Source organism: Spiribacter sp. SSL99, assembly GCF_009805925.1.
Taxonomy (GTDB): Bacteria; Pseudomonadota; Gammaproteobacteria; order Nitrococcales; family Nitrococcaceae; genus Spiribacter; species Spiribacter roseus.
Genome location: NZ_MAOM01000016.1, coordinates 1 through 25061 on the forward strand (window position 1 = coordinate 1; position 25061 = coordinate 25061).

At 59.6% G+C, this 25061-nt stretch carries 25 protein-coding genes and 1 pseudogene; 2 read left to right on the forward strand and 24 right to left on the reverse strand.

The window, feature by feature from the left end; genetic code table 11:
* From BA899_RS04760 to BA899_RS04865, 22 genes and pseudogenes are all read right to left on the reverse strand, one after another.
* A partial coding sequence (locus BA899_RS04760; RefSeq protein ID WP_159299924.1) for a helix-turn-helix domain-containing protein occupies window positions 1–476 on the reverse strand: 476 nt, incomplete at its 3' end.
* A gap of 51 nt (window positions 477–527) precedes the next feature.
* A complete protein-coding gene (locus tag BA899_RS04765) occupies window positions 528–1712 on the reverse strand; it encodes a glycosyltransferase family 4 protein (protein ID WP_159299925.1) in 1185 nt (394 codons plus the stop codon).
* A 4-nt stretch (window positions 1713–1716) separates the two neighbouring features.
* Window positions 1717–2613, reverse strand: a complete 897-nt coding sequence (locus tag BA899_RS10130; protein ID WP_370456320.1) for a polysaccharide pyruvyl transferase family protein — start codon at window positions 2611–2613, stop codon at window positions 1717–1719.
* A 55-nt stretch (window positions 2614–2668) separates the two neighbouring features.
* The gene (locus tag BA899_RS04775) at window positions 2669–3298 is read right to left on the reverse strand and encodes an IS3 family transposase (protein WP_159299927.1); all 630 of its coding nucleotides are present in this window, start codon (window positions 3296–3298) and stop codon (window positions 2669–2671) included.
* A 56-nt stretch (window positions 3299–3354) separates the two neighbouring features.
* Window positions 3355–3657, reverse strand: a complete 303-nt coding sequence (locus tag BA899_RS04780; protein ID WP_159299928.1) for a transposase — start codon at window positions 3655–3657, stop codon at window positions 3355–3357.
* A gap of 46 nt (window positions 3658–3703) precedes the next feature.
* Window positions 3704–3874: pseudogene (locus tag BA899_RS04785) on the reverse strand (IS5/IS1182 family transposase); the annotation flags it as partial.
* Between the two features lie 160 nt (window positions 3875–4034).
* Entirely contained in the window at window positions 4035–4991 is a 957-nt protein-coding gene (locus BA899_RS04790) for a glycosyltransferase (RefSeq protein ID WP_200833064.1), read from the reverse strand.
* Entirely contained in the window at window positions 4988–5890 is a 903-nt protein-coding gene (locus tag BA899_RS04795) for a hypothetical protein (RefSeq protein WP_159299930.1), read from the reverse strand. The genes BA899_RS04790 and BA899_RS04795 overlap by 4 nt, the downstream gene beginning before the upstream one ends.
* Complete coding sequence (locus BA899_RS04800) at window positions 5887–6981, reverse strand: DegT/DnrJ/EryC1/StrS aminotransferase family protein (protein ID WP_200833065.1); 1095 nt, start codon at window positions 6979–6981, stop codon at window positions 5887–5889. The genes BA899_RS04795 and BA899_RS04800 overlap by 4 nt, the downstream gene beginning before the upstream one ends.
* Before the next feature lie 16 nt (window positions 6982–6997).
* Window positions 6998–7174: a hypothetical protein gene (locus BA899_RS04805; RefSeq protein WP_159299931.1), complete on the reverse strand. Its 177-nt coding sequence runs from the start codon at window positions 7172–7174 to the stop codon at window positions 6998–7000.
* A gap of 14 nt (window positions 7175–7188) precedes the next feature.
* The gene (locus BA899_RS04810) at window positions 7189–8295 is read right to left on the reverse strand and encodes a CDP-glycerol glycerophosphotransferase family protein (RefSeq protein ID WP_159299932.1); all 1107 of its coding nucleotides are present in this window, start codon (window positions 8293–8295) and stop codon (window positions 7189–7191) included.
* Between the two features lie 274 nt (window positions 8296–8569).
* Complete coding sequence (locus BA899_RS04815; RefSeq protein WP_159299933.1) at window positions 8570–9937, reverse strand: hypothetical protein; 1368 nt, start codon at window positions 9935–9937, stop codon at window positions 8570–8572.
* Window positions 9934–10722 (reverse strand): NTP transferase domain-containing protein, encoded by a 789-nt coding sequence (locus BA899_RS04820; RefSeq protein ID WP_235013298.1) that lies wholly within the window; start codon window positions 10720–10722, stop codon window positions 9934–9936. The genes BA899_RS04815 and BA899_RS04820 overlap by 4 nt, the downstream gene beginning before the upstream one ends.
* Window positions 10715–11320, reverse strand: coding sequence for a gamma-glutamyl-gamma-aminobutyrate hydrolase family protein (locus tag BA899_RS04825; protein WP_200833066.1), 606 nt, complete (start codon window positions 11318–11320; stop codon window positions 10715–10717). The genes BA899_RS04820 and BA899_RS04825 overlap by 8 nt, the downstream gene beginning before the upstream one ends.
* A gap of 23 nt (window positions 11321–11343) precedes the next feature.
* Window positions 11344–14442, reverse strand: coding sequence for a PEP-utilizing enzyme (locus BA899_RS04830; RefSeq protein WP_159299935.1), 3099 nt, complete (start codon window positions 14440–14442; stop codon window positions 11344–11346).
* Window positions 14443–14510: 68 nt separating this feature from the next.
* Entirely contained in the window at window positions 14511–15227 is a 717-nt protein-coding gene (locus BA899_RS04835) for a bifunctional 2-polyprenyl-6-hydroxyphenol methylase/3-demethylubiquinol 3-O-methyltransferase UbiG (RefSeq protein ID WP_159299936.1), read from the reverse strand.
* A gap of 198 nt (window positions 15228–15425) precedes the next feature.
* The gene (locus BA899_RS04840) at window positions 15426–15845 is read right to left on the reverse strand and encodes an FdtA/QdtA family cupin domain-containing protein (RefSeq protein WP_159299937.1); all 420 of its coding nucleotides are present in this window, start codon (window positions 15843–15845) and stop codon (window positions 15426–15428) included.
* A gap of 30 nt (window positions 15846–15875) precedes the next feature.
* Window positions 15876–16703: a formyltransferase family protein gene (locus tag BA899_RS04845; RefSeq protein WP_159299938.1), complete on the reverse strand. Its 828-nt coding sequence runs from the start codon at window positions 16701–16703 to the stop codon at window positions 15876–15878.
* On the reverse strand, window positions 16651–17184 hold the full coding sequence (locus tag BA899_RS10070; RefSeq protein ID WP_159299939.1) for an acyltransferase: 534 nt from the start codon (window positions 17182–17184) through the stop codon (window positions 16651–16653). The genes BA899_RS04845 and BA899_RS10070 overlap by 53 nt, the downstream gene beginning before the upstream one ends.
* Window positions 17185–17187: 3 nt before the next feature.
* A complete protein-coding gene (gene rfbA / locus BA899_RS04855) occupies window positions 17188–18060 on the reverse strand; it encodes a glucose-1-phosphate thymidylyltransferase RfbA (protein WP_159300027.1) in 873 nt (290 codons plus the stop codon).
* A 366-nt stretch (window positions 18061–18426) separates the two neighbouring features.
* On the reverse strand, window positions 18427–18786 hold the full coding sequence (locus BA899_RS04860) for a MarR family EPS-associated transcriptional regulator (protein WP_235013299.1): 360 nt from the start codon (window positions 18784–18786) through the stop codon (window positions 18427–18429).
* Between the two features lie 155 nt (window positions 18787–18941).
* Window positions 18942–20084: an ATP-binding protein gene (locus tag BA899_RS04865; RefSeq protein WP_159299940.1), complete on the reverse strand. Its 1143-nt coding sequence runs from the start codon at window positions 20082–20084 to the stop codon at window positions 18942–18944.
* 230 nt (window positions 20085–20314) lie between these two features.
* Between BA899_RS04865 and BA899_RS04870 the strand changes: the two genes are divergently transcribed.
* On the forward strand, window positions 20315–21643 hold the full coding sequence (locus BA899_RS04870) for a tyrosine-type recombinase/integrase (RefSeq protein WP_159299941.1): 1329 nt from the start codon (window positions 20315–20317) through the stop codon (window positions 21641–21643).
* 13 nt (window positions 21644–21656) lie between these two features.
* On the opposite strand, the gene rfaH is transcribed toward BA899_RS04870, so the two are convergent.
* The gene (gene rfaH / locus BA899_RS04875) at window positions 21657–22154 is read right to left on the reverse strand and encodes a transcription/translation regulatory transformer protein RfaH (protein WP_159299942.1); all 498 of its coding nucleotides are present in this window, start codon (window positions 22152–22154) and stop codon (window positions 21657–21659) included.
* 132 nt (window positions 22155–22286) lie between these two features.
* Here rfaH and BA899_RS04880 point away from each other — a divergent pair, with 132 nt between their 5' ends.
* On the forward strand, window positions 22287–23309 hold the full coding sequence (locus BA899_RS04880) for an NAD-dependent epimerase (RefSeq protein ID WP_159299943.1): 1023 nt from the start codon (window positions 22287–22289) through the stop codon (window positions 23307–23309).
* Here BA899_RS04880 and BA899_RS04885 read toward each other — a convergent pair.
* On the reverse strand, window positions 23300–25051 hold the full coding sequence (locus BA899_RS04885; RefSeq protein WP_159299944.1) for a phospho-sugar mutase: 1752 nt from the start codon (window positions 25049–25051) through the stop codon (window positions 23300–23302). The two genes, BA899_RS04880 and BA899_RS04885, sit on opposite strands and share 10 nt — an antisense overlap.
* Window positions 25052–25061: the final 10 nt, after the last annotated feature.

Genomic DNA, 25061 nt, shown 5'->3' on the forward strand with positions numbered 1-25061 from the left:
GGGAGCCGAAGAACGGTGTGCGCAGGTACTGCTTGTCGATCTGCCACATCAGCGCAAGGTTCTCTGGCGTCTCGGCAGCCGGCGCGTAGTAATACTGCGAGCGGGGCAGGCCGATCAGATCGCACTGGCGACGAATCGAGAGCTCGGAGTGTTCCGGTTCGATCAGCCATCGGCCTACTCCTTGAGCTGGGCAGACTTTTTTTCAAAAAATCCAGTTCCACCTTGAGCCGACCGATTTCCTCGTAGAGCGGCGGCGCCACCCCCTCGGCGCTCGGCGTGCGGCGGGATCGCTCCGCTGTCGACTCAAATAGCTCAGGAACGTTATCGAGCAACTGCCGCTTCCACTGGCTGATCTGCGTCGGGTGAACCTGGAACTCCTGCGCGATCTCGCTGGCGGTCTTATGGCCCTTGGCCGCCTCGAGGGCAACGCGGGCCTTGAAGTCTGGACTGAGCCGTTTGCCTCGTCCTCGGGTCATGGTGAAGGCTGCTCTGCAATGGGCCGAGGATAGCCTCCGAATCTTTACTTCTCACCTGGTCCGAAAACCGGGGGCCACTTCACTGGAGATAGCCTCCTGAGACTGCACGCTTAGCCCCATGATCTCGCGCAAACGCGCAGCCGTGCGATCGTGAGTAAACTTTGCCTCGACCAGGTTACGGCCAGCTCGCCCCATCGCCTCGGCGCACTCTGGATCGTTCAAGAGGGAAAGCATCGCCGCGGCCATGCCGTCCACGTCGTGCTCCTCGACCAGAAGGCCTGTTTCACCATCAACGATAGTTTCGAGTATGCCGCCAGAACGTGTCGCCACCACAGGCAGGCCGGAAGCCCCCGCCTCCAACGGTGCAATTCCGAAAGATTCCGTCTGACCATCATCTGTTGTCACGGAATGCTGTACATAAATCCCGGAACGCGCCAACAACGCCGAGATGAAACCAGTTGGCTTCGCCCCATGGAATGTGATGGCACCCTGAATACCAAGATTATGGGCCAACCTAACGCACTCATCTAGCAACTCCCCTTCACCAACTACGTCAAGGTGTGCATTGGGGAATCTTTGATGCACTTGAGCGAACGCCTTTATTGTCTGTAGCGGCCCTTTCACTGGCACAAGGCGGCTGACGGTCACGATACGATGCGGGATCCGTTTTGCAGTACGAAACTGCTCCAGCTCAATGCCGTTTGGGCTCACATGTAGCTTGTCTTCGGGGCATCCGAGATCACGGACCCGGTTGCTCAGGAACTGCGATGGCACGACGACTCCGGCCGCGTCGCGAAAGAGGCTTCGGTAGTGGCGCCGCCAATGCCAATCGCGCGCCAACTTCGTTGCATCAAAACCATGGAAGTGGACGTAGAGAGGGACTCTAGCGCGAGCACAGGCATGTCGGACCAGAACGCCGTTCGGACCAAATTCCGCTAAAACAGCCTTTACACCATGTCGATGGAGAAACTTCCGCACCCGCTCCTCATTTTGTCTATTTACAGCCGGATCAATGTATCTGTGCCATCGATTAAGCAGACCGTTTTTAAATCGATCTAGAGGTTGCCGTCGCAACGACGCCGGCACAATATTCGATAGAACCGGACAACCAAACTGTCGCCCTGTTTCGCCTCCCCGACAGATCAGAACCGTCTGTCCCGGGGCAATATGAGTAATGTGCGCCCGAACGAAAGTCTCAGATGGCTTTTCGAAGCTGTCGGCGACGATGGCGAGCATTGAATTAGAGGAACGGACAGGTTTTTTTTACGTTGTCAACAAGGTGCGTTGGGTCTGGCACCGGACTATTCAAACCATGAGTCAGTAGCCGCCTAACTGATATATCAGCATCGGTCATACTTAGTGGTTTTCTAATAAAATCTTTCAGCCCAATCGCTGAAAGATGGTCAAGAAACTTAATTCCATCGCCGTCAATGACTTTCGCGCTCATCGGGCTAAATCGCACCCAACCGCATCTTATGCCGTAGGCGTGACAGATGATTATGCCATGCAGTGAACTCGAAACGACAGCTTGGCAGGAAAGGGTCTGCTTTATCACCTCTTCTATCGGTTGTGTAGGATCGATTAACCGAATTTCATCTCCGATAAAGTCACTCCCGAATAAACGCTCCACAATGCTGATTTCTTTAAAATGCGGCACAACCCCAAGGGCATATTTATTTTTTTTAGTATCGGGACGAAAGACCTCCGGGAGCATGAGCCCAGGATCTCCAAATGACTCGGGGCAGGGAATCGAACGCCCCCGAAGCACCTTCCGAGTAAGCGGCCCACGCACCATTAAAATGTCTTTTGGCCTCTCGAAATCATCATCATGCGAAATTAAACCACTTCCCCACACAAGGGCAGACCCAACTACTCTTATATGCCGGAATATACTACCAGCCCCAAAAATAGTGGAGATGTTAGTTTCTGGCGGCTGAAAAATTGGCAACCTACCTGTGGTTTTTGTATATAGGTAGGGCGTTATCCAGTCGCCAAAGTTACGGGGTATGTACTTGCTCCAAAAAAAGCCCGGGCCATTAATACCAAGCAGGGATGTTAACGCTCTCTCTGGCCGAGACGGTTGTCGATAGTAAAACGATCGATGACTAGAGACTTGATAACCTCTTTTGTGCAACATTTTGTTTTTCAAATAAACTCCGCAAGCGGTGACTTAGTCGACCCTGAACATTCCTTTACGCGGCCGCTGGCTTGAGGTTTGAGCGGGCATCCGTACCACCCTGGTCCAACAGCCGCAGGACGGCGGATAATATCCGGCGCAAAAAAACCACCAGCCACCGCATGAGCCAGCGGATGTTGAAGCCCGCCGCGGCCAAGATCGGGTTCATGACGTCACCCAGGGCGCCTTTGAGGAAGTTCCGGCGCATGCGATGGTCGGCTTTCAAGTGGCCGATGGGTGTGCACAGGTCCAGGATCACCGCGAGGTAGAGCCAGCCCTGAATGGTGCGCAGGTAGGTGATGTCACCCGCCCACTTCTCGTCTGGCCGTATCGCACTGAAGTCCTGAGCCAAGAGATTGGGCGCGACACCGAGCGAGTGACCCGAGTCGGTGGTATGCCGAAAGGGTTTGGCCGCGCGGGCCCGCGGCCCCTGCCGGCGCATACTCTCAGCCACGGTCTTACGGTTCATGGCCATGCCTTCAGCCTCCAGTTCCTCGCAAAGGCGAGGCGAGCCGTAGCGGCGCTTCTTCGCCTCAAACAGTTCGACCACTTTCGCGTCCCGCTTGGCCCGCTCGGTCAGGCGCTGAGAGGTGGTCTCCCGACGGCCCAGCCACGCATAGTAGCCACTGCGCGAGACGCCGAGCACCGCGCATTGGCGCGCGATGCTGTGGACCGATCAATGCTGATGAATGGCGGCGTACTTCAGTCCAGCTTCTTCGCGAAGTACGCCGCGGTTTTTTCCAGGATCGTGACCTCTTCGGTCTTATCGGCAAGCTGGCGCTTGAGCCGGGCATTTGCCTCGCGGAGCTGGCGCTCGCGGTCAGTGACGGACTTCTCGTGTGCTGCCTTAGCCCGCCACTGATAGATCTGCATGGCGTGCAGGCCGAGCTCACTGGCCGCGGCTGCAACACCGATGCGCTCGGCGAGTGCCAGCGCCTCGGCGCGATATTCCGCGCTGTAGCGGGCCTTCTTGCGCTTGGGCATGTCGTTGGGTGCTGTTGCCATGGTTCACCTCCAGTCTACTAACTTACTGAGGTGTCCACTGCCGGTGGGAAAGATCAGTAAGGATGGCTGTCTGCTCGAGTTGCTCGGCGAGCGTATCGCCATCATAGGAGTTACCGGGGAAGGATCGGGCGCCAACGATAAGGTCCTTATGAGCGGTGACCGCGAAGCTCGCCTTCAGCCCGAACTCATAGGGCTGGCGGGCCTTGCCATTGTTCAGTCGACCCTGAATAATTCTCAACCCTCTGATCATGCTGCATAAGTTGGCGATTTTATCTCGTAGTGATTGCAAGAAACTAAGACAATATGGCCAGTTTCCGGCAATTACTGCGAGCGCAAAGCACAGATTTATCCAATATGATCAGAGAGTTGGGTATTGTTCAGGGTCGACTAATTAATTGAATAAGCCTATATAGGACGATTTTTGTTTTTGCACGCAGACTGAGATCGGGATGCTTCATTACGAGGAGCACATCTTCTAAGCTCAACGTTTCATCAAATTGGATTTTTATCCTTAATTTCCTGAGCCTACTATCTTTATCGACCCAGTCACGCAATCTACATGCGACTGAATCCGAGATCCGATTTGATGTTATTGCCTTGTCAATGTCATCTCTATACTGACGATATATATCTTCAGTGTTCATTCGCTTTAATGAGGCGGCTCCACTCAAATTCGCTGAATGCCGCCTGTAATGTATAGCCTTGCTGCTCGAAAGAACGTTGCTTCCGCAGATTAGCGACCGCAGTAGTATGGGCGTGTCTTCTGTCGGGCAGCTTTCGTTCAGCGGCCCGAAAAAGGAATGCACGTTTCGCCTGAAAGCACGTGCGGCTCCGAATGTGACATGTCTCCATTGCAAAAGATCTTCAAGGGTCTGGATACCTTCTGCGCCGATCTCGGACCAACTTAACCGCTCTCCAATGACCTTGCCGGCATCGTCGATCACGTCTCCGGACATCAGAGCGGCTGTAGCGCGAGGATTATTTTGGAGGCATGTGACAGATATTTCTGTTCTCTCGGGCAAACTTATATCGTCGCCTGCAGCTAGTACTACAATCTCACCATTTACGTTCTCCAGCACCGCATTCACATGCGCTGCCAAACCCAGGTTCGATCCATTACGTCTCACCGCCACCCGATGCGGCCCCATATAACCTTCCGCCATCTGGCTCACAATTTGAAAGGTCCGGTCGGTCGAGCAATCGTCCGACAGGATGATCTCCAGTGGCTCGTAAGTCTGGGCGAACGCGCCCTCGACGGCCTCGCGGATGTATTGCTCTTGGTTGTAGGCAAAAAGGGCGAAGGTGACGAGGGGGCGGTCGGCAGTCTCGGTCATTGTGGCGACTCCATTGGCTGGAGGCGGGTGCGGGCGCCTGCGAGACATGTGTCCAGACGGCCCGCCGTGTGGGCGGGCAAGCGCAGTTGCCGTTCGTCGCCAGGGCGCAGGCGGATACGATCGAATGTTGCGGCCGCATGACGGCTTAGGGCCGTTCCCCTCAGGCCGGTTCGATCGAGCGAGGCGCGGACTGGCCGCATCCCGCCGATCGATTTCAGCGAGACGGGCGGCAGGGTGCGTTTGTCCGGGCCGGTCTTGGCCCCGGAATTGGCACGCCTCAGTATGAGCATGGCATCTGTGAGCGCGTCATGTCCGATTACTTGGGATAACGGGACTTCGCCTGCTGTGAGGTCGTGGAACTCAATGCCGCGGATATCGCGGAAAGCCGCTTGAATGAGGTTCTCATGGACGAAGGTGTAGTCGTAGCACCGCGCGCGTGGCCCACGGCAGAAGCGTGCAAAGCTCAGCTTCTCAGTCAGCGGAAGGCCGTTGAAAAGCTCCTGATAGAGCGAGGGCAGGCCTTCCCTTGGATCGCGCAGTGTCACTAGGACGACCGTCGGAATATCCGAAAGCAGATCACCGAGCCGCCGCAGCTTTTCCGGGAAGGGGTTGTCATGCTGTTCAACAAGGAACATCTCTTCGGAGAGGATTAGATTACCCCCCCGGAGATGTTCGCCAATCTCATCGAGCGCCGAGCGCACGTCGGCATCACCGGCGGCGAGGCGCCCGCAGCTCGCTTTGTGTGGAGTCTGCGCGGAGCTCCCGACGTTGTCTTCGCGTGGCTGAAAGGTGCCCCCGTAGTGCAGTCGCGGCAAATCGGCCTCTTGCATAGCGATCTGCAGCGAGGTCGCCGCTGTCTTCGGCGGCCCAATATGGAGATAGAGCTTGCCTGTGATCATGCTAACGCCTTTTGTACTTGCTGGGCCGCCTCCGGCGATAGATGCGGCCCCATCGGCAAGCTCAGGACCTCCCCCGCGAGCTGTTGCGCCAGGGGGAAGGCATCGGGCGCAAGATGGAGATCGGCGTAGGCCTCCTGCATGTGCGGCGGGATAGGGTAGTGAATCAACGTACCGACGCCCGCCCCGGCAAGACAGCCCTGCAGGGCATCGCGCTCGGAGCTGCGCACCACATAGAGGTGCCAGACCGGTTCCGCCCACTCGGGCACCTGCGGCAAGGTCAGGCCGGTGTCGGCCAGTGAATCCATGTAGGCAGAAGCAAGAAGGCGACGACGCTCGGTCCATTCGTCAAGATGCGCGAGCTTGACGCGCAGGATGGTGGCCTGCAGCGGATCGAGGCGAGAGTTTACGCCGCGCTCAACGTTCACGTATTTCCGGTCGGAGCCGTAGTTGCCGAGCCGGCGGACGCGCGCGGCGATTTCCGGGTCGTTGGTGGTGACCGCCCCCGCGTCGCCCATCGCGCCGAGGTTCTTGCCGGGGTAGAAGCTCCAGCAGACCGCGTCACCATGAGCCCCGATCCGCCGCCCCTTGTAGCGCGCGCCGTGCGCCTGCGCCGCGTCCTCGATCACGCGGAGGTCATGCGCGCGGGCGAGCGCGAGAATCGGGTCGAGGTCCGCAGGCTGGCCGTAGAGGTGGACGGGCATGATCGCCCGGGTCTCGGGCGTGATCGCCGCACCAATGCGAGAAGGGTCGATGTTGTACGTGACCGGGTCGGGCTCGACCGGTTGGATGATGGCGCCCACCGCGCTGACGGCGAGCCAGGTGGCGATGTAGGTGTTCGACGGCACGATCACCCCATCACCGGGTCCGATGTCGCAGGCCCGCAGCGCGAGGATGAGCGCGTCGAGACCGTTGCCGGTGCCGACGCAGTGCGCAGCGCCGCAATAGCTAGCCCATTCGGCTTCAAATGCCGCAACCTCGTCACCGCCGACATAGCGGCCGCTATTGAATACACGGTAAATGGCAGATTCGATCTCGGGTCGGAGTTCGGCGTAGCCGGCGTGTAGATCGAGGAAGTTTATCGTGCTCATCATTATAACGGCGACGGCTTCACGTCTGACGGTCGCCCTGAGTGACCATTCCTTGGAGATTGTTGGACATGCTCATCACTCCGGCACTGCTGGGCCAGATGAGGACGGTGAGCACCTGCGTCCGTTTAATCGAGATTAGGGTTTTCTGGAGCAATTCCCAGCCGACCAGGCGCATTGACTTGATCAGTTCAAGCACTTCGAAACACCCCACTAGGCCAGCTCTCTCGCGAGCAAAGATAGGATCCTTTCCGAAGGAAGTTGCTCCTCATGTAGCGGCCAAATCTCGTCTTCGAGGAACCGACGATGCATATCGGTGACGCCGACCCCCTCCTCTTTCAGGGACAAGACAAAGTTCTCTATGTCGGCGGGGGAGACGGCCTTGCGATGCGCACCGAGTGCCTTCTGACCGAAGGCGTTGATCAGGTCTTCCTGAGCTTGATCACCCAGAAGATACAGGCACGGTTTCGATACCAGCAGATACTCGACGAGGAAGGAGCTGCAGTCATGGATCATAGCGTCGGATTGCTGGAACAGCTCGACGTATCCGCCCTCATCCAGTTGGGTATGCACGGACTCTTCCCAGAACCGAAAATAACGGTCCGTACGGGCTTTGCCCCAACTCTCCTCCTGGTAGAGTTTTTCCTTCAACATTGGATGGGGCTTGAAGGACCACTGCACCTCTTCGGCGTGGCGCTGTGACAGCTCGACCATGAAATCCGCGTAAGTAAGGAAATTCGACAACCTACGGCCTTTTCGGGAGATCGTGTGGTGCGGTGCGAAGATAACCCGTTTCTTCGGGCTCGTCTGGTCTTTCCATGCCGATCGCGAGCCGACCGAGCTTTCCAACAGCGGCTCGGAGGCAGGATAACCGGTCAACACACAGTTCGAAGCATCATTGTCCGCCACCACACGAGCCTTCTCCACCGCGTCGCGGTGAGGCATGAAGATCCTCCACATAGAATTGTGGAAAGTCATGTTGTAGGCCGCATCATCCCCTGCGTGATCAGTCGCGAGAAAGTAGTAGGGCACATAACAGGAAAGATAATGGAGAAAAGCTTGCTCGTAATACTCGTCCCGGGTGACTTTGTTGGCGTTGGTGAAGAAAACGATGTCCGGACGAAGCTCATCTAGGTGAACCCATGCCAACCGCGATACGTCATAGGCGGATGTGACCGGATAACCCTGCTCTAGAAAATAGGCTTTCACGACCTCCATTCTCTCCAGCGCAGCATCCGGACTGTCGTTTTTATACGGACACACCAGAACTTGGGGGTCGAATCGAGCGTCTTTCATCATGGCTCGGAACACGGTATCCACCTTCCAGACGCTGTGGTGAGTCACCAGGAACAGGACCTTGAGTGGCGACCTTCCCACAACGCGTCGGCGCTCATGCTCATGAACCCGGGCAACGCGCCGCACAATAAATCGCTTGCGTGCTTTACCGCGCCATTTCCCGATGCGCCTTCTCAGACTAAGGATACGGTCCGCGGCCGGCGCCGGAAGAAGTCGTATCAAAACTCTATTAAGATAAACCCTGATCAATGTGCCAACTCTTAAGATGTGACCCGAATGACCAGAAGACCGCTTCCCCTCAACTGGAATGCTCGACGAGCACATCGATCGCTCGCGCCCGCAGGAGAGGGTGCATGAAGTGGTAGGCGCGTCCCCGGGGTTCTACCCCTTCCGCTCCCGTTGACGACTGGCGGATCGGTTTCCCCGGCATCTGCTCTTCGTCGAGCAGTGCATCGAGGGTCAGGGCTCTCATCCATGGATCAAAGAGACCTAGGATCGTGCGGTAGACGATTGCGTGGCGATGGCTACCAAGCTTGGCGATACGATCGACATCCATTTCAGGGCGCTCGAAGTGCTTCTCGATAAGCACCTCACCGGTGTCGATTCCGGGATCCTGATAGATCGCGGAAACACTTGGGTAACCATGCAGCAGAACGGACCAAAAAAATCCGTCTGCACCGCGAACTCCGGGAAGTCGGCCGGGATGCATATGGAGCCAGTTCCCGCCTGCTCTCTCGAACGTCTGCGGCCGGACGATCCCCCCCCCCGTAAAAAGGATTCGCTCTGGCCGACAGTCGGCGATCTCGGCAACCAGGCGTTCGTCGTTGATGTTGCCGGTCTTCACCTCCACTCGGGCGCTCCTGTTCCGGAAGGCCTGAGCAGACGATTCAGGCAGTTCCGCTGGCATTCGCCTGAAGATTTCAGGCCTCACACGCGAAGACACGGTCCTATCCCCCGAACCGAATAGACGCAGAAGTGAACGGGCGGAGGAACCGATCCGCCTCCGGACCCTGCGCTTTAACGGGATAACCGGGACCGCCCGGATGAGGCGTGCCGGCTCCAAGCCGCGGTTCTGAAGGACCGAGAGATAGGCGGCGGCCACAGGAGATTTGTTCCATGCGACGACCACCGAGTTCCAGTTTCTCATCGCGACCGCCTGATTGACCGAGGGGGTACGTTGGTCAGTTCCCCCATCGCGGACACGTCGCGATGCATCCACGACATTGAGCAGGCCGCCGGAATCGGCGAGCTGCGGTAGCCCGATAGAAGCGACTAAGGATTTAACCCACTCGACTTCGGTTGCGCTCGCTGGGGATGGCGCGTCCCGCAGGTGCCCGTCCGCCAGCTTAAGGAACGTGTTGACTGCCTTGATATCGCGATCTGCCTCGATCCGGTCCAACAGCCAGGTGGTGACCGCTCTCAGCGTTCGTGCGCTCACAACTACGTCGCCATCCGCCGCTCTGGCTATCAATCGCTGGTCCGTGTAGCGGTCCTGCAGCCTGCGCTGAACATCGATCAGAAAGCAGATGCGGTCCAGCAGGTCCCGGTCGGAATGTCGATAATCCTGCGCTAGCAGATCCTCGAGAAAGACCGTCATCTTTTCTGTATTTTTTGGTGAAGCATTTGAGCTTATTGCCGAATCGGGCTGCTGCCAGCGTGCGATCAATCCAGCCTGATTAGTTCGGTGAGTTTTCCCTGTTGCTGCAGTGCGGAGAAGAGCTCCAGTTCCTCGGCCGTGTCGATCTCCACCCATCCCCCATCGGTAAATGCAGCGCGCGCATCCCAGCCGGAGTCAATCAAGTGCTGGAGAAAGCTAGTCATGTACATGTTGTCGAAGTCCTTTCCGTCATAGAGTGCATCGCGATCCATGGCATGCCAAGCATCGAGGAAGGCACGAACCTGATCACCCCGCACCTTAATAAGCCCCATGTACTGCCCCTGCACGTCCTCGTACCCTTCCGGCTTCTTACCGAGCTCGACGATCCGGTCTCCCTCCAGGAGCTTGAGCGTTTCCGCATCTTCGAGGGGCTCTTCCATGCGCGCTTCCCACAGACGACGCCACTGCCGATCCACGGCAATGGCTAGGGGTGCCCGGCTCTGGAGAACGGCCTCCAGGACTCTCGGCTCGTAGACAATATCCCCGTAGGCCACAATGAGGTCCTCGCCCGGATTCATCTGCGACTCGGCACAGAACAAGGTCGTTACCATGTTTGTCGTCGCGTAGCGCGGATTCTCGACCACAGTGATGCCACGGACATGCAGCCGATCCGCGCGATAGCCGCTAACGAGAGCGATGTTCTTCAGTCCTGCAATGCGTAGGACGTCGAGCTGCCGATGCAGCATGGGCCTACCGCATAACTCGACCATGCACTTAGGACGGTCCGCCGTGTACGGGCGCAGACGAGTCCCCTTTCCAGCCGCCAGGATGATCACATTGACCATCTCAGTCATTGAGTAATCTCCCGATTAGCGTGAGATCAGCCTCCGCAAATGGCGTCTCTCGTTCCGGATGCCACATGATCGCCAGCCAAGGAAGCCTTTTGTGCACCGCCGCCTCGATGCAGCAGTCCTCCGACCAGGCAAGCGGTCGGAGGCTGGCAGCAAGGTCGCAGGCGGGAATGCCCCAGTCATGGAAACTGTTCACTTCCCAATGGGTGGCGAGAAGCCTGTCATCGCCTGCGGTCTGCAGCGGATGTCGCGTGGCCACATGACCGTCGACTGGCACCAGGCGCCCGCCACAATGGTGATTGATCATCTGCAGGCCGCGACAGACTCCGAGAACCGGCATTCCTGCCGCGGCCGTCCACTCCAACAGTGCGGTCTCGGTCCGGTCGCGCTCTGGTGCGGGCCATCTGGCGTCCACCATGTGCGCGATGTCATTACCTCCGGTAAGGATCAATCCGGAAAGACCCTGCCGTTCTCCCCAGTCCGCGGGATTCGACAGGCCGTTGGGAATCGGAACCGGATCCAGCTCAAGAGCTTCCAGCAGCGGGATCCACCTCTGGTCGAGGCAGTCGCGGCGTTCGCCGTGCTCGGCGATTGCCTTCACCCGCTGCGTCAGACCGATCCGCCTCACTGGACGACGTGGATCTGTTGATTGCCGGCATGCAGCTCTAGCACGCTGGCTCCGGAGAGGGCCTTGTAGCGCGTCTCGCCGACGCCGATGGCGGCTGGCAGACCGAACTCGGCAGCACGGATCGCCATGTGAGAGTTAGCACCGCCGTAGAGGGTGATCAGTCCTGCAATCTCTTTTCCAAACAGCCAGTCATAGCCCGGATCGGCCTGAGGAATCAGGGCGATCTTGCCAGTGAGATCGGGGTCGTCCGCACTGGCTGCAAGATCGACACAGGGCGCAACCACCCGGCCGCTGCCGATGAAGTTCGCCTGGCTGCTCGGATAGGTGAATATCGAGAAATCTCCTCGTTCGCGAATCAGCGGGGGCAACTCAATGACAGCCGATCGATGACGCCAGGCAGCCCCTTCGTCCGCCCGTCCGCGCAGCCAACTGCCAGGCTCCTCGACCAGGGCGGCACCGGTGCGGAGCTCGAGGAGGTCCTCGATGCCGATCTGGCTCAGTGCGTCACGGTCGACGCCATGCTCTCGGCCCCAAGTCTGTAGGGCATCTAGTCCAAGAGAGAGATTGCGGCTAAACGCGAACTTCGCGTATTCGCGACCCTCTATGGCCTCGCGCATGAATTGCTCGATGCGTTCCGGATCGTCCTCTAGCCCCGCCTGCCCTAGAGCCTCCGCAAAGCGCGATCGAACCCGCTGCCATAGCCGGCCTGGCTGTGGGCCCGAACCGCCCGCGGGCTCCCTCTGCGCCCGGGCGACGATAGGCCGCAGATAGCGCTCCGGATCCGCCGCATAGCTGCTGGAGGTGATGTCATAGGTCCCCGGCCTCAAATGACCATAGCGAGCGACGAACGCATCCCAGTGCAGCTCCCCTACAGCCGTCGCCCGGGCGTCCGCAGTGAGACCATGGCTGACCGTGCGAATGCTGGCTAGAAAGTCGTCCATATGCGACTGATTGATGACCCCTTGATAAACAGCCGAACGCAGCAGCGTGACCGCAACAAACGCATTCCGGGCTAGGTGAGCGAATGCCAGCGTTCCACGGGCACGGCAATCCTCCAGCAGCAGGTAGGCCTGTTCTAGAGGAGGAAGGTCCGCACTCCGCAGTTGCTCGAATCGGGTCTCGAGTACGGCGATGCTGTCCAGATCCCCTACATTGCGGGTCATTCCCTCCCGCGTGAGCGTGCGCAGCCCCTCTCGCAGCTCGCCGATTTCCTGACTGGTGAATGCTCCATGTTCGGCCAGCCGCTGCTCCCATCGCCCGAAATCCAGGGCGAAGCAGGTCGGCACAACCTCGAATTCGACCTTGTCGTGCAGATCCGGATGCCGGGCAAGCCAATCCTGATAGAAGTCCACGAGACGACCGGCGAGCCGATCCTCTAAGGCCGCAGGCACCAGGGAATTAAAGCTGGCACGAACGTCGACGTAGGGACGGCCAGCAAAGGTCACCAGCAGCGGCTGCGGGCGCACGTCACGATACCCGTATTCCGCCCGTTGGGTCGCCCATACCTCATCCATGATCAGCCGACGATATAGACTCATCGCCAGGCGACCCGGCTTGGTACCGATGATCTCTGCGGGGTTCCAATCCGGCATCACACCGAACAGGGTCCTGCGACCGACGACGAAGGGAGATGGCCTCTGCAGGGCCTCGAATCTGCGTTCAGATTCCGCCAGCAAGCCATAGACTGCTTTATCTTCCACGTCCCAGCTCGAATGCTCGACGGCAATGGGGCGCACTTGAAGGATGTGAATGCTGCCGGATGCGCTCATTGCGAACTCCACATCCAAAGCATCGTAGTCGACGAGCAACTCAATCTCTTCTAGCGCAGGGACCAGTGCCTCGAGACCCGCGGGAAGGCTCGGCAGGTCACGGCCACGGTCGCGCCGGATCACCAGCGTCTTGTGCTCCTCGCTGCTACCGCTGGTGATGGTCTCAGTGCTCCCAGAGATGTCGTCGTAATTGACGGCGTAGTAAGGGGCGCCATGCGCCAGCGTGCGCGTGAATACAACTCCGCTAAGGGTGACATCCGCGACCATGGGCTGCACCAAGACCTGATTGTCCGGATTTCCGTCCGCATAAGACGCAACAACTTGCTCGATCGCCGCCCGGAGCTCGTGATTGGCTTCTCGCGGGACACTCAGAACCGAAGTGTATGCGCCGGCGTTGGCGCAGGTGAAGCCGTCTTCGCTCAATGCGCTGCTGCGCACGACCAGAAGGGGATCGGCAAACGCCCTTTGGATTCGCGCGAGGATGGAATCCGAACCTCGCTCCCAATCGGTGACAGTGAACGCCACTTGATCCTCGATCTGACTGTGACGGACAAGACCGCGCAGCCGATCCAATGTCTCGGCCTTAGTACCGAGCACAAAATGCGCCAGATCGCGGGGCTCATTGAGCTCTGCCCATCCCCCAGCGACATCCACAGCTTGCACAGATAAGCCGCGCACGCGAAGCCATTCAATCAGCTCGGAGAGATTCGCCCGCGCGAGCATCGTGGGCAAGGAATCACGCAGGTGACCCAACGCCGCAATGCCGTCACCGGAAAAGCGCACGAGTCCGATGAACTCGGCGTCCGCCAGATCCGGGTCAATCGATACGCCTAGGCGAGTGATCGCTCCATCCGCTAGATTGACTTTTTCGCAGTCCAGAATATCTTCGGCCGGTCGCCCCCGATAACGATCCTTCCAGCGACTGTCCACCGCCACGGTAACCGGCGCGTCGCTTGCCCCCAACGCGGCAACCGCGTCACTTCTGTAGAGTATGTCGCTGTAGGAGACGAACAGGGATCGCAAGTCCGCCATATCCGCCCGTAGAAGTGATGCTGCCGAACCAGTCTCCTCCCACTTTGGATTCTCGATATAGCGGAAATCCGGATAGCGCTCTGCGATGGCTTCCAACTGATAGCCACCAACAAACTGGACCTCCAGTTCCCGGCCAGCGAAAGCCTGTAACAGCCAGTCCATCACCCGGGCTCCAGTGCCCGCCTCACGCAGGGCACTGTGCGTATCGCCCCGCTGCGGGCGCCCTGCCCCCAGAAAGACAAGCGCCTCAGTAGAGGTCGGCGCGCCTATGCCTGTTTCACCCGCCTCAGGCATCGTAGAACTCCATGGGTAGAAGTCAGAACATTGCATCTACATCGATCGAACTTTTCCGTTTGCAGGAATCATTCGTCTCGAGAGGGCGTGGTCCAGGAGTAGTCCTGTCGAGCAACGGCCAAGTCGAACTTAATCGGCATCGCTACCGGTGATTTCCGGGCGACAATGAAAAGCTTATCAACGTCCGAATACCTCAAGAACTTTCGCACCATTTTATACCTTTCAATCTTGAAATAATTCGACATGATTCGAATCTTCTTATCCATATCCCCGTCGTCGCCTGTCCCGCCATCGCCTCGACCAAAGACATTGTGACTTTCGAATAGCATATATCCATCTACCTCAAGCAGGTTCGAGATACGCTGCATATGCTTCTCGAATCCAAGGTTAAGATTCCCGTCGATTGTGTGATGATTAGACAGTGAGAGAATGACGTCGAATTTTCTATCACTATCAAACTCCTCAAAACCCTCCTCGCAGAATGCGACATTAAGAATCGAAAGGTGATCCGCAGCCTCTCTCGCGATCTTGTTAAGATACGGATTTAGTTCTATACCAGTAACGGATTTTGCAAGCTTCGCGCACCAAATGGCCACGAAACCAGTATTACTTCCGATATCAAGAACATTCGAGCCTTTCAATATTTCATCAACATCATATTGAGCAAATCGAAAACCTGTAGGCTTTGCGCCGGAAATACCCAAACACTCCAATCCCTGATAGAAGTATCCTTGAACATATGCACCAGCCCAGTTCTCTTTCTGATCTTGTAGGTGCGCAATCATTCGACGATGAAGCTACTTTTTCCCTACTCTGTAGCTGGTGACGCTATCCCTCAAACGTAAAAAATAGATCTCAAGACGCCGCATCACAGAGCGCCTAATCAGATTTTGGATCCGCATATTGAAAGGCCTAAATTAATTTCCGCGTGATCTTGCTGCGACCCTAGTGCGTCGCATAATGTTTGAAGTCGACGAAAGGGATCAGGGGATGACTCCTGCCGTGATGGCAGCAGTGAACTCGTCATAATCCCGAATATAATCCGCCTCGTCGTATGGCTGTGACGCCAGCACCATGCAGACGGCGCCTTGACTGAAGGCATCGATTTCGCGCCAGATTAGGCGGTTGATATAAAGGCCACCGCGTGGGTCGCGCAGCCAGTGTTCACGGCGCTCGCGTCCGTCGTCAACAGTGATCCGGAAGCTGCCCGAGAGGGCAAATATGACCTGCTCGAGGTCATGGTGCGCGTGCCCGCCGCGCTCTGAGTCAACCGGGACATTGTAGAGGTAATAGACTCGGCGGATTTGGAACGGTACGTGATTGCCACCCTCGACGAAGGTCAGATCGCCTCGGGGATCGCTCACCGCAGGTAAGTCAATTAACTTGCAGTCTTCAATCGACATATTCGCTCAGATTAAGCATGCTTAGGTGAACTAGTGCTGATATTTCACTAACTCAACGTCATAATCGATTGTAGAAACCATCACGCTCTTATCTTTTTTCGAGACGATCGTGCCTGGCAATAGACATGATCTGCGATCGGTAATGCGACAACGCATGATCGCATCACTGCAATACGTGGCCGTCTGATATACCGGAAAAAATAATGCTCTCACCTGTTTCTTAATCTGAAACGCCGTCTGGTGGGGGCTTATCTCTCTGGGAATCGAAGCAAGGCTCTTACGGGAAAAGTATGTTGAGCCAATCGCGCTTTGCTCAACTACCTCTAAATCATTTTTTTGAAATATTAAAATATCATCCTTTAATAGCGCTGCGCCTTCCTTTTGATAGACGTCATAGAGCTCAATTGCCGTAATCTCATTATGGAGGTCAAATCTACGCTGGTCGACAATTGGTCCAGTATCGATACCTTTGTCGATTTTATGCAGCGTCACACCTGAAACAGATTCTTCATTGAGTATCGGCCAAATAGAGGTAAAGCAGCCTTTGTAAGCCGGCAAGTATGAAAAATGAATATTGAATAAATTCGCATTCGCAAACCGGTCAATATCAATTATCTTGTCGTACTCCAGCGATAAAAAAATCAGTCCTGCAACTTTTTGCGCTTCCTCTAGACTGACAATTCGACAACCAAGCTGCTTCACGAACTTTCGCAATGATGGCTGCCAGCTATCGTGACCACTGTCAGAAGCAACCGGGCAGACCATTACGTCATACAGTGGAGAATTAATGAACAAATTCAACGCATCAACCGCTATCCGGTTTTTGCCTGCAATGCACAACGGTCGCTTGATGGTCATTACCGCCTTCCCGCGGCGGCATTACGACTGCCGGATTGCCAACCACGGTGGCACCGTCCGGCACGCAGCAAGTGACCACCGCACCTGCTCCAACCATCGCGCCCTCGCCGATCGTAAGCCCTGGCAGGATCACTGCCCCCCCCCCGATCGATGCGCGGGCTTTAACGCGCACCCCGAGGAAACGCTCTGGGTACTGCTTACTGCGCGGAAACTTGTCGTTGGTGAAGGTGACGTTTGGCCCGATGAAAACGTCATCTTCAAGGCAGACGCCGTCCCAAAGCTGGACGCCGGACTTTACCGTCACGCGATCACCGACCACGACATCGCCCTCAATGAACACCTGCTCGCAGATATTGCAGTCGGCACCGATACGACTCCCACTAAGGATATGAGTAAAACCCCATACCCGAGTGTTCGCCCCGATCGTGGCGTCGGGCTCCACCCGTGCGTATTCGTCGATGGAGGCGGTTGGATCAATCATCTTTTAATGGGTATCCAGCGCGAGATCGGTGAGATACTGGCCATAGGTCGTCTTTTCGAGCCTGCTGGCTCTCTCAGCGATATCCTCCGGGCTTAGCCACCCGTTATTCAGCGCGATCTCTTCAAGACAAGCGATCTTGTAGCCCTGCCTCAGCTCAATGGTCTCGACGAAAGACGCCGCAGCCAGCAGCGATTCATGCGTCCCGGTATCCAGCCAGGCAAACCCGCGGCCCAGCGGTTCGACGCTAAGGCATTGATCATCCAGATACGCCTGCATGAGGCTGGTGATCTCCAGCTCACCACGACCGGAGGGCTCGACCTGCTTCGCGAGCTCCACCACCCGGTTATCGTAGAAGTAGAGTCCGGTGATGGCGTAGTGACTGCGCGGTCTGGCGGGCTTTTCTTCGATGGCCTTAACGCGTCTGTGCGCATCAAACTCCACCACCCCGAAGCGTTCGGGGTCCTTCACCTGATAGGCAAAGACCGTCGCCCCATGCGACTGCTCGGCCGCGCGGCGGAGCATCGGCGTGAACCCCTGCCCGTAGAAGATGTTATCGCCAAGGACGAGGCACACCCGATCATTTCCGATGAACTCCTCGCCAATGATGAAGGCCTGCGCCAACCCGTCCGGCCTCGGCTGCACGGCATACTGCAACCGGATCCCGAACTGACTGCCATCGCCGAGCAGGTTCTGATACTGCGCCTGATCCTGCGGCGTGGTGATGATCAGGATATCCCGAATGCCGGCGAGCATGAGCACGCTGATCGGGTAGTAGATCATCGGCTTGTCGTAGATTGGCAGGAGCTGCTTGGACACACCGAGCGTGACCGGGTGCAGCCGCGTGCCCGCGCCGCCGGCGAGGACGATGCCTTTAATGCCTTGAGCTTCGCGCATTATGAGGAAGTCGGACAACCGAGGAGCGCGACGGCCCGCATGGCGCCGTGCTCGCGCTCGGGGCGAGTCGAGCGGTTTGGGTGTTGGTCAATCATGCTTTGCGTTGGAGGCTTTGGACGGGTGGATTGGGGTTGTAGGACAGCGGATTTGCCCAATCCTCTCCGGCATTGCCGGTCCAATCCCCTCAAATCCCACGCCCCCCACTCGAGGGTGATCGAGCCGGCATCGCCGGGTCTTGGCTTATCTTGGGGTCGCTGAGACGGAATCCACGACCCTTGAGTCAGCCGGAGCGTGACCTTTGGCGCGGCCTGTGGGCCCTTGCCGGCAATCCCGAACATTTTACCGTCATCATCGCCGCTCGACCTCCGCATCTGCTGCTACACGCCGTCGCAGCTCCGCGATCTCGGCCTGCAGCGCCTCGTACTCCGCCTCCTTGCGGCGTAGAAACCGCCAGGTCATACGGGTTTTCTCCTCGATGCCCTGGGGCGTGAGCAGATAGGCGTAGCGCATCTTGCGCGGGTTGTGCTGGAAGTTCTGGAGCTTGACCAGCCCCTTGTCCATCAGCGCATGCAGGCAATAGTTGGTCCGGCCCAGGCTCACACTCAGCTCGCGGGCCAGGGCGCGCTGGCTCAGGTTGGGATTGGACTCAAGCGCCTGGAGCGCCCGCAGGGACAGCGCATCGTCGAGCGAAGCGGTCTTGTTAGTCACTGTTTTTACTAACTTTTCTGGGGTGGAGGCGGGTAGTCAGGCACGCTACCGCCGTGTCGCGCTCATCGTTTTTTTGAGGCAACAGTTCAGAGTTTGAACGAAGTCACAGGCTCGAGTCAAAGGCCTACGCCACCGGTGCTTGAGCGTGGTGCATGCTAACCGCCAACGCGCTCGAGAAACCCCAGCGGGTCTGCCGAAAACATGCCGAAATGCTCCGGGGTGAGAATGACGGGCACGGCGCCGGGGGTTTGTTCAACAAAGGCGCTGAGGCCCTTGCGGGATTTTCGCCGCCCGGATTTGACTTCAATGGCATAGAGCGCGCCGCGGTATGCATAGACGAAGTCCACCTCGGCCTTGCCCTCGCGCCAGTAGTACAGAGCCCCGGGCTGCTGGGCGAGCTCAGCGCCGACGGCCAGTTCGAAGACCCGGCCGCGCTGCTCGGGGTCGTCCAGTATCCGAGCGCTTTGGTGCATGGCGTAGAGCGCGGGGCAGGCGGGCAGCATTTTCGGGCTGGAGCTGCGGCTCCGCCAGGCCTTCGCTGAGTACTTGGCCAGCGCATGAAACATGAACGCACTCTCGTAGAGGCTGATGTAGTGCTTGATGAGATCGGTATTGCCACGATCCTGGAGCTGGCCGAGCAGTTTGGTGTAGCTGATCTCCTGGGCGGGGTAGTGGCAGAGGATCTCAAAGGCCTGCCGGAAGAGCGCCGGCTTGCCGACGCGCTCGAACTGCAGAATGTCCTTGCCGATCACCGTCTCCACGATGGCGTCTTTTAGGTAGGCATACCAGCGATCGTGATCTCCCTCGAAGGCGACGGCGCCGGGGTAGCCCCCATAGGCGAGATAGTGCTCGAGGTCATAACCGAAGGCGGTCTCCAGCTCGTAAAAGCGCCAATGGCCAAGGCGCGTTAACTCAAAGCGCCCGGCAAGGGACTCTGTCACGCCGTCCTGTATTTGTACGGCGCTTGAGCCGAGCAGCACGACCCGCAGGCGCTCCTCCGGTGCTCGGCGGGCCTCGGCGTCCCAGAGCGCTTTCACCGTCTCGGGCCAGTTGGGGATTTTCTGAATCTCATCGATGGCGAGTAGCGCGTTAGGCCCAAGAAGTCGCGCGTGCTGCCATTGCTCGCGCAGCCACTGGCTATCGCCTGCAAGCAAATCATCGGCACTGGCGTAGTGTGCCGGCGCCGTACGCTGATCGATAAGCTGTTGGATGCCCGTGGTCTTACCCACCTGACGCGGGCCAACGACAACCTGGATTAGGGGAGCAGCCTCATCGAGACGATCGGTCAGCTCAGTCACAAAGCGCCTTCTGTAATGCACCGGTACAGACCCATTGCAATAGATTGGTCTATTAATTTTAATAGATCGAGCTAGCAAAACAACCCAGCTCGGCGCGGCTCAACCAGCACCTCGGTTGAGTCTATACGCAACTTTACCGGCCAGCGGATAGCTGCCAGGTCCGCTGTTCGCGGACCCACTGCGACGGCGCTCACAACATCGACCTCAGGCGCTCGCGCATGCTGGGCGACATGGCGTCATTCGTGGTCCGGCCCAACGGCATCCTGCAGTACGATATGTTCATCAACGGCAAGCGCTTCCGTGAAGGCACCGGGCTGCCCGACACGCCGGCCAACCGTCAGCGCATGCGGCGCAACGTCCGCCGCCTCAACGCCGAGCTCGAGACGGGGGCGTTCAACTACGCGAAGTGGTTCCCCAACAGCAAAAAGATCGAGGCCGCCGAGCGGCTGCTGCGTGAGAACCGCAGCGATGACCCGGGCCAGCGCTTCGGCCGCTATGCCTGGAGCTGGTACGAGATGTGTAAAGGCGACTGGAAGCCCGCCTATCGCACCCGGGTCGCCCGCAATCTGCGGGGCCACATCGTGCCCTTCCTGGGCGACCACCCGGTGGACCAGATCGATGAGCGCGCCCTGCGGCTTTTCCGGCAGAGTCTGCTGGCCGAGACGCGCCCCAACGGCCGACGGGCGTTCAGCAACAGCCGCATCACCAACCTGATGGCGCACCTCTCGGCCATCCTCAACCTCGCCGAGCGCGAGCTCGACATCGATAACCCGATCAAATATCTGCCCCCGCTGCCCGACGACCGCAAGGACCCCAGACCGCTCACCGTGGATCAGGTGCATGCGTTCCTGCGGGCGGTCGATCCGCGCATGCGGCTGTACTTTGAGGTGCGCTTCTATACCGGACTTCGCACCGGCGAGGTCAACGGCCTGCGGCTGCGCGATCTCGATCTGCCCCGCAACCGGCTGCGCATTCGCGTGGCCCTGACCGACGGCATGCTGCAGATGCTCAAGACCCGGCGGTCACGCCGCAACATCCAGCTCTCCTCACGACTGGGTAAGGCACTGGCGGATTACGTGGCTGAGCATCATGGTCCAGCCATGCTCGCGCTCCTGCGCGGCGGTGTCCCCGAGCAGCCCGAAGGGGTCGAGCCCGGTACCACGGAAGTGCGTGACCGCGCCCGCCGGCATCGCGACCCGCACGACCCGGGAGATTTCGCGGATGATCCACGGCTGGTGGTTCCCGATGCGAGCCAGCCCGAGCATCCCCTCGATGCCCTGCTCTTCACCGACTCTGAGGGCCGGCCCCTCGACCCGTCACGCGTGTCGAAGGAATTCTGGCTGCCGACACTGAAGTGCCTCGGGCTGGAGCGGCGTCGCGTCTACGAAACCCGTCACACCGCCGCCGTGCTGCATCTGGCCGCCGGCGAGAATCCACTCTTTGTCTCCCGCCTGCTTGGCCACGCGGACTCGGCGATGCTTTTCAATGTGTACGCGCCTTTCGTCCCCAATATCATGGGCCGGGACGGCGAGGCGTTCGAGGCGTTGATGGCGCGTTGAACGGGACCTCCTGCTAGCCCCGCGCCACCGACGCCTCCGGAAAGACCATGGTCTGCGGCTGTTTCATGACCTCAAGCAGCAGCATGACCCGATCCTCACCACGCCGGCCGTAGAAAAGCCCTTCATGACCCGTGAACGCCCCTTCCTGGATCACCAGCCGATCACCTTTCTGATAGTCGGCCTGGGGCGTCGGGATACAGCCCACTTCGTCGACGTTGCGGCGCAGGCAGTCAATGACCGGCTCTGGAACCGGCGGGACGTGATCGCCCCAGCGGACCATGCCGGCCACGCCCCGCGTCGAGCGGATGGGCGCCCAGTTCTGGGTGACGTCATCAAGGTGGATGAACAGATAGCGCGGGAACAGCGACTCGATGAGGGTCGTCATCGCCCCCCGGCGCTTGCGCCGCACACGGTGCTTGGGCCGGAATACCTCAAACGCCTGATGGTCGAGGTGCAGTTCGGCGCGCTCATCCTCGCGCGGTTTACAGTAGATGGCATACCAGCGTTTCACGCGTGCCTCCTCGTTCAGTCCGTGAACATGTCGAGACACGAATATGCCCACCGACGAGCGGTATAACAACCCCTGCGTATGACAGGTGTATGTCACTGGCGGGAGAGATCATCACCGGGTATCGTTTCGGCCATGAAGATTCTTGTGACCGGCGCCGCGGGATTCATCGGCTATCACACCTGCGAACAGCTCCTTGCCCGCGGCGATACCGTGGTGGGGCTCGACAACCTCAATGATTACTACGATGTCAGCCTTAAAAAGGCGCGCCTGGCGCGTCTGATGGCCCACGAGGGCGACGGGCCCGGCGGTTTCCGGTTTGAGCGGCTGGATCTGGCCGATGCGCCGGGCATGCGGGCGCTGTTCGAGCGCGAGGGCTTTGATCGGGTCATCAACCTGGCCGCCCAGGCGGGGGTGCGCTACTCGCTGGACAACCCCCAGGCCTATGTCGACAGCAACGTGACCGGGTTCGTCAACGTGCTTGAGGGCTGTCGGCACACCGGCGTCGGGCACCTGGTCTATGCCTCCACCAGCTCAGTCTACGGCGCCAACACCCACATGCCGTTCACCGAGCATGAGCCCGCCGACCATCCGCTGGCCATTTACGGCGCGACCAAGCGCGCCAACGAGCTGATGAGCCACAGCTACGCGCACCTCTTTGGCCTGCCCTGCACCGGGCTGCGGTTCTTTACCGTCTATGGCCCCTGGGGCCGACCGGACATGGCGTTGTTCCTGTTCACCCGAAAGATCCTCGCCGGCGAGCCCATCGAGGTGTTCAACCACGGCCACCACCAGCGCGACTTCACCTTTGTCGAGGACATTGCCGAGGGCGTGATCCGCGCCTGCGACCAGCCGGCCACCGGCAACCCGGACTGGGACAGCAACGCCCCTGACCCGGCCACCAGCGCCGCGCCCTGGCGGCTGTTCAATATCGGCAACAACCAGCCGGTGCAGCTGCTCGACTACATCCGCGTCCTCGAGGAGTGCCTCGGCCGACGCGCCGAGATGCAGATGCGCCCACTCCAACCCGGCGACGTGCCCGACACCTGGGCGAGCGCCGACGACCTCAAGGACGCCGTCGGCTATCAGCCCTCTACCCCGGTGGAGACCGGGGTACGCCGCTTCGTGGACTGGTACCGGGACTACTATCAGGTCTGATCCGTCAGCATACTTTCCAGATCGGTGCCAATCCCTTCCAACCGCTCCACCGCCTGCGCCTGCTCGGCGGCCAGATCGTCGCTACCCGGCGCGCCCAGATACTCCAGATAGATCTTGAGCTTGGGCTCGGTGCCGCTCGGCCGGATGCTGACGTGGCACCCGCCGGCCAGATCCAGCTGAATCAGATCCGATGCCGGCAGCGGAATGGGCTCGGCATCACGGCCGTCCGGGGCATAACGCTCGGCGGCCCGATAGTCGTGCACGCGCTCCACCGCCAGGCCGGCCACCGCGGCCGGTGGCTCGCGGCGCAGGACCTGCAGGTGGCCGTTCATGCGCTCGCGGGCATCATCGCCACTGAGCTTCAGGCTGACCTGGCGGTTCACTGACAGCCCATGGCGGCGGTAGAGGCCCTGAAGCTGGGCATGCAGCGTGGTCCCGGCGGCCTTGGCGGCGCGGGCCATTTCGGTGACCACCGCCGCCGTGGCGATGCCGTCCTTGTCGCGCACCCGCCGGGTGGGGCAGAAGCCGATGGCATCCTCGTAGGCGAACAGCAGGTGATCGCCGTCCTGCTCACGTTCCAGCGCCCGCTTCCACAGCCACTTGAACCCGGTCAGCGTCTGCTCGTAGCCCACGCCATGGTGGGCGGCCAGACGCCCCAGCAGGCGCGAGCTGACCACGGTGTTCATGACAAAGCCGCGGGCCGCGTCGGCCTGGCGCATCAGGTAATCCCCCATTAACGCGCCGGTCTGATCCCCCATCAGCACCTGCCAGTCGCCGTGCCCGTCGGGCAGGGCCACGGCCAGCCGGTCGCCATCGGGGTCGGTGGCAAGCGCCACATCCGCATCGACGGCCGCGGCCCGGGCGGTCAGCTGATCCAGCGCCCCGGGCTCTTCCGGGTTGGGAAAGCGCACGGTGGGGAAGTCGCCATCCGGCGCGGCCTGAGCCTCGACCTCCGCCAGCTCAATCCCGCCCTGATCGGCCAGCACGCCGCGGACCAGATCACCGGCCACCCCGTGCATGGCGCTGTAGGCCACCCGCAGCGGCGGAGTCGGGTCGGCCACGGGCCGGGCGACGGCCTGCCGGTAGGCAGCGCGCAGGGTATCGCCGTGCACCCGCCAGTAGGGGCAGACCTCGCTGGTCTCGGCTTCAGCCGCGGTGATCTGCGGGATCTCGACCCCGGCGGGCAGGGCGCCCAGGGCCTGAGCGATGCGCTCGTCGGTGGGCGAGACGATCTGTACCCCCCGCGCGCCATAGACCTTGTAGCCCAGATACTCCGGCGGGTTATGGCTGGCGGTCAGCACCAGCCCGGCGGCGGTCTGCAGCTCAAGCGCGGCGAACGCCACCAGCGGCGTCGGCGCATAGGTGTCAAACACATGCACCCCGAGCCCGGCCCCGGCAATGGTCTGCGCCGCGGTTTCCGCCAGCGCGGCCGAGCCGTGGCGCGCGTCATAACCAATCACCACACCCCGCTCGGCGGCGTCGGGCACCTCGGCGCGCAGCAGATCCGCCAGCACCGCGGTCACCCGCTGGATCAGGCGGTGGTTCATATGCGCCGGGCCGGGGCCGGCCAGGCCGCGCAGCCCCGCGGTGCCAAAGCCAAGCGGCGGGTCAAAGCAGTCGCGCACGTCACCGCGCTGGATGCGGGCGTCCAGCTCGGCCCGGGTCTGCGGGTCGGGGTCGGCATCGCGCCAGGCCCGGGCCCGGTCGAGCAGGGAAGGGGGGTTGTGGCCGTCCGTGGTCATGGTGTTTCGG

Bases quoted from the DNA above. Each gene is read 5' to 3' on its own strand.
- BA899_RS04765 (WP_159299925.1), bottom strand. From the start codon at position 1,712: ATGCTCGCCATCGTCGCCGACAGCTTCGAAAAGCCATCTGAGACTTTC.
- BA899_RS10130 (WP_370456320.1), bottom strand. From the start codon at position 2,613: ATGTTGCACAAAAGAGGTTATCAAGTCTCTAGTCATCGATCGTTTTAC.
- BA899_RS04780 (WP_159299928.1), bottom strand. From the start codon at position 3,657: ATGGCAACAGCACCCAACGACATGCCCAAGCGCAAGAAGGCCCGCTAC.
- BA899_RS04790 (WP_200833064.1), bottom strand. From the start codon at position 4,991: ATGACCGAGACTGCCGACCGCCCCCTCGTCACCTTCGCCCTTTTTGCC.
- BA899_RS04795 (WP_159299930.1), bottom strand. From the start codon at position 5,890: ATGATCACAGGCAAGCTCTATCTCCATATTGGGCCGCCGAAGACAGCG.
- BA899_RS04800 (WP_200833065.1), bottom strand. From the start codon at position 6,981: ATGATGAGCACGATAAACTTCCTCGATCTACACGCCGGCTACGCCGAA.
- BA899_RS04820 (WP_235013298.1), bottom strand. From the start codon at position 10,722: ATGACTGAGATGGTCAATGTGATCATCCTGGCGGCTGGAAAGGGGACT.
- BA899_RS04830 (WP_159299935.1), bottom strand. From the start codon at position 14,442: ATGCCTGAGGCGGGTGAAACAGGCATAGGCGCGCCGACCTCTACTGAG.
- BA899_RS04835 (WP_159299936.1), bottom strand. From the start codon at position 15,227: ATGATTGCGCACCTACAAGATCAGAAAGAGAACTGGGCTGGTGCATAT.
- BA899_RS04840 (WP_159299937.1), bottom strand. From the start codon at position 15,845: ATGTCGATTGAAGACTGCAAGTTAATTGACTTACCTGCGGTGAGCGAT.
- BA899_RS04845 (WP_159299938.1), bottom strand. From the start codon at position 16,703: ATGACCATCAAGCGACCGTTGTGCATTGCAGGCAAAAACCGGATAGCG.
- BA899_RS10070 (WP_159299939.1), bottom strand. From the start codon at position 17,184: ATGATTGATCCAACCGCCTCCATCGACGAATACGCACGGGTGGAGCCC.
- BA899_RS04870 (WP_159299941.1), top strand. From the start codon at position 20,315: ATGGCGTCATTCGTGGTCCGGCCCAACGGCATCCTGCAGTACGATATG.
- BA899_RS04880 (WP_159299943.1), top strand. From the start codon at position 22,287: ATGAAGATTCTTGTGACCGGCGCCGCGGGATTCATCGGCTATCACACC.
- BA899_RS04885 (WP_159299944.1), bottom strand. From the start codon at position 25,051: ATGACCACGGACGGCCACAACCCCCCTTCCCTGCTCGACCGGGCCCGG.